Origin of the sequence: Paenochrobactrum sp. BZR 201-1 (genome assembly GCF_044987585.2) — a bacterium.
GTDB lineage: Bacteria > Pseudomonadota > Alphaproteobacteria > Rhizobiales > Rhizobiaceae > Paenochrobactrum > Paenochrobactrum pullorum.
Genome location: NZ_JBJDRZ020000052.1, coordinates 1 through 3,870, shown reverse-complemented (window position 1 = coordinate 3,870; position 3,870 = coordinate 1). Strand labels below are relative to the sequence as shown.

Annotated in this window: 4 protein-coding genes; all 4 read right to left on the bottom strand. The window is 49.2% G+C overall.

From position 1 onward, the window contains the following. Positions 1-28: 28 nt before the first annotated feature. Positions 29-397: a hypothetical protein gene (locus ACI0FR_RS16445; RefSeq protein ID WP_404906896.1), complete on the bottom strand. Its 369-nt coding sequence runs from the start codon at positions 395-397 to the stop codon at positions 29-31. Next, positions 397-846 (bottom strand): hypothetical protein, encoded by a 450-nt coding sequence (locus tag ACI0FR_RS16440; protein ID WP_404906895.1) that lies wholly within the window; start codon positions 844-846, stop codon positions 397-399. Before ACI0FR_RS16440 ends, ACI0FR_RS16445 begins: the two co-directional genes overlap by 1 nt. Position 847: 1 nt before the next feature. Further along, entirely contained in the window at positions 848-1,315 is a 468-nt protein-coding gene (locus ACI0FR_RS16435; RefSeq protein WP_404906894.1) for a hypothetical protein, read from the bottom strand. Continuing rightward, on the bottom strand, positions 1,315-3,870 hold a 2,556-nt coding region (locus tag ACI0FR_RS16430; RefSeq protein ID WP_461668022.1), incomplete at its 5' end, for a phage tail protein. The genes ACI0FR_RS16435 and ACI0FR_RS16430, both read right to left, overlap by 1 nt.

The following is a 3,870-nucleotide window of genomic DNA, read 5'->3' as shown; positions in this document are numbered from 1 at the left end:
AATAACCTTGTCAGGGGTTTTCATGGGATTATCCTATGCTATTCCAATAGACGTAATAGGTGATCTGGCGAGCTGTATCGGTGTGGTTGTAAAGCCGCATCGAAGACATGTTTTGCTGAATTTTCGCCTCGAATTGCGAAATAATGGCGACCAACCCGCCAGAGGGTTTGATCATAATGAGAGCCGGATCGGGATAGACGCGGCCAAAATTAATCAGAACACTGGATTTGGCCGGCACAGAAATAGAGCCGGAAACATAAGGTGCAACGACACCAATATCTTCATGCAAAATGAAGTCGAATTTATTGGTGCTATCAACACTCTTGCCCGGCTTTGACACTCTGAATTTAAATGGCTGGTTTGCATTTCCACGTTGGAACCATACACGCCCAGCCATCAGAATTTATCCCGAAGTTTCGTCAGGAAAACGATGTAGTTAAAGTTGCTGACCTTATCAAAAGTCCAGCCTTCGAATTTGAGTTGATTATGTGAAATGCCAACTGCGGGGATGTAATTAACAATCCCTCTGGAAGGGAAATTTTCCCATGTAACAATATCCCCCAAATTAGGAGGGAAACTAAAAGGCTCCGAGCCGGTGTTTACGAAGCCCATAAAGGCCAAAGGTATAAATGGTAGTTCGGGGAAATCTACAATTATAGAATGGCGCCACAACCCTTGTGATTGGCGGATGCTGGTTGATGTCTTTTTGCCCTGAGCATGAATTTTGAGCATATCCTGCACAGAAGACATCAGCATCTGGCCACCTTGCTGCACGCTTTGGTTTGGCTTGGCGACCCATATCCCATGCTGATTGCCATTTTTACCAAGAAGAATTTGATCAGCCATTTTACATCCCCATAATCAGATAAAGGAAGCTTTCGCGATAATACCAGCTGGGACTTCTTATTCTGGGGATGGTAATGCGGCTATTCGTAACCGTAACCTCACCAGTTCGATAATATTCGGAGCGTTCGATCCTAGGCTCCGAACCAAGCAGAACCATGCCATGACGCTCCCAATAATGAGGATCGGACAAATTGATCAAAACAACCGTCGGGACATAGCTCAACGGCGTGAAATCAATATATTGCGGCAATGACGTATCGGTCGCGATATCCCACTGAATAACCTGTTCAAAAAATCCAAACTTTGGCGATGCATTATCAATATGCAACCCAGCCTCGACAATCGTACTGGAAAACAACCACGTGCTGTCAAAAAGCTTGTTGCCTTCAGGTATGGCGTTTGCAGTGGCCTCCACACCCGGTTTGGTGACGAGCAGTCGCGTTTTATCAAGAAGCAAACGATTGACCATCAGTCTGAAATCCTTAAAGAACCGGCTGCCAGATCGATAACAAACTTATTGTCTGCTGAACGGATAATACCGGCTGTCACTTCACCAATATTGGCAATGGCGAGGGTCAGTTCGCCTTCTGTGTAAACCATCGGCTGTTTTGATGTGCCTGTACTGTCGGTCACAACGAAGCGATCTGCCGCAACCATAAAGCTGGAAACACCATTGACGACCTCAATCCAGTAAGCAGAGCTGGACCAAACATCACCACTACCTATTTTGACCTGAACGCCATGTATAGCTCGCCCGCCGCCGGGTGATACTTCTGTTTCACTGCGGATATTGATGCCAGCTGAAACATTATCAACCGTAGTCGACAAAGCGGTGATGAGTTTGCTGTTGGCATCGACCTTGCCATCAACTTTGTTAATTTCCGTTTCCATCAACGTGATGACACGAGATACATCCTCATCAATGGTAGTGGTAAGGGCTGTAATCGCGCGCGCGTTCACATCAACTTTGTCACCAACCTTATTGATTTCAGTTTGTAGGGAGCTGGTTGCCCGCGCGATACTCTCATCAACAGAAACTTCCAGTTCCTCAATTCTGGTAACAACAGCACCCACATCATTAACAACGACTTGAATGGCTTTTTTGTAGGAGGCAGTTACATCATTAACGGCAACTGTAACTTCTTCGCGCAGAACGCGGCGTTCAGCAAAATTACCTGCATCCTGCTCGGCTGTTAGCTGCCCCAGTCGCTCTAACTCATCCCAAGCATAGCTCTCGGAGTTACCCAGCCATTTTAGCTGAACTTCAACCTCCTCTCTTAGCTCGTTTACACCAACAGGATATATATCCAGCTCACTTAAGCGAACATCCAGCATCCTGACCGAAATCCAATCAGACCAAATGAACTCTCGATAATCATCGTAAACCGCATAACGCGCCCGCACCTGATATTGGGAGTTGGCCTGAAGCATAAACGGAGCGATGAGCATTGAACCACGCCCAACGTCTTCGGTGCGCCCGGTATAGATTACGGCTAAATCCCATGTCTGGCGTAACTCAAACCGGACGAGGTCAACGTCAGCCTTATCGCCATCCCATGATAGCAAAACGGCAGGCCGACGATCATTCCCATTGGCATCTTTAGACACCGATGGAATGGCCGAGAAATCTATGATTGGCTGTGGCTGTGGCCGCATAGACCCGATAGTACCATCAACAGGTGGTTTGAAATCTTTGCCGCTGTCCCAATCATAATCCGTCGGATCAACTTCAGTCAGATCCACCATCACATCAAGGTTGGTGCGATCAGCCACGCCATCCACCCGCATCAGCTTATTGACATAGCCGTTGCGTTTGGAGGTCCAAGCAAAGATCGTGCCAGGTGTTGCATAAGCCCAAAAGCGTGGTGGCAAAACAATCGTATGTCGGCGGGCGCGCTGCCCTTCCAGCAAGGCCGAACTCATCAAACGCTGCACCTGCTCGGCATAAGAAACAAAAGCCAGTTCAACCGATGCCATCAAGCGGCGATTGCCGTGCCTTGCCTCCAAGTCTGTACGGTGGATAGGCGGCGCCGTTTTAACAGCCCAGCCATCAGCCGGTGACGGATAAGTGGCAATGATGCCGTTGATGCTATCAGCCAGCCCAAAGAAAGGCGTAAAGGACTGTTCTTCAGTCGACAGAATATCATCATCGTCAAAATGGATCACCGACGCTTCAGGCGCACCCAGAAACATCTGATAGATACCGCCGATCTCGGCGATGCGTCCCTGACAGGTTGCGTTGATTGCTTCCAGCGCAATTGAAAGTGCTGCATCAATGGTTACTTCACCGCCTGAGCGATATTGCGGCACCATGCCTTCAGCAGAGGCCACCGGCTTACGGCATTTGTTGATCGCAGCAATCCAGTTGGCAGACGGCAAACGCGCAGCTGACATGCCCTGCACACCGTAGAACCACTTACCGTCATAGGCCAGACCGCGCAGCAGGTTATAAGCCTGCACGGCAGGCAGATAGTCACCATCACCGCCCCATGTAGACCGGTCAGCTTGGCGATGCGAGCCATTGCCGCCATTGGTGCTGTCCTTTGAAGGATCATAAAGGCGCATGCCGTCCAGCTCGAATTTAAAAGACGGAATGCCGGAAAACATGTTTTTGGAAACACGCGCGGTGATGACAACATAGGCGATACCACGGCCAACGCGGGTTGCAGACCAATAACGATTACCATTGGAAGCCTTTGACACCAACAGACCATCAGCCTGTGTTTGTGTGCCGTCATAAAAACGGATCCAGAGATTAGGTTTGCCGTCTTTCAGATATTCCGTGACGACACTGCCAAACTCATCCACCTTACTGGAAATCGTTACCGGCTCATTGTTCACCCACAGACGTATCAGCCCTTTAATAGGCAAATCAGAAAGCGCAATCACCTGTGTGAGATAGCCGTTCGGCGTATCGCCGTCTTTCCCCCAGGTATTTGCCCAGACCAGAGAACCGGCTGTAGCGGTGCGACCAAGAATAAAGGAGCGCGGCAGATCTCCGCCACCTTGCAAGGTGCCATTGAT

Bases quoted from the DNA above. Each gene is read 5' to 3' on its own strand.
- ACI0FR_RS16445 (WP_404906896.1), bottom strand. From the start codon at position 397: ATGGCTGGGCGTGTATGGTTCCAACGTGGAAATGCAAACCAGCCATTT.
- ACI0FR_RS16440 (WP_404906895.1), bottom strand. From the start codon at position 846: ATGGCTGATCAAATTCTTCTTGGTAAAAATGGCAATCAGCATGGGATA.
- ACI0FR_RS16435 (WP_404906894.1), bottom strand. From the start codon at position 1,315: ATGGTCAATCGTTTGCTTCTTGATAAAACGCGACTGCTCGTCACCAAA.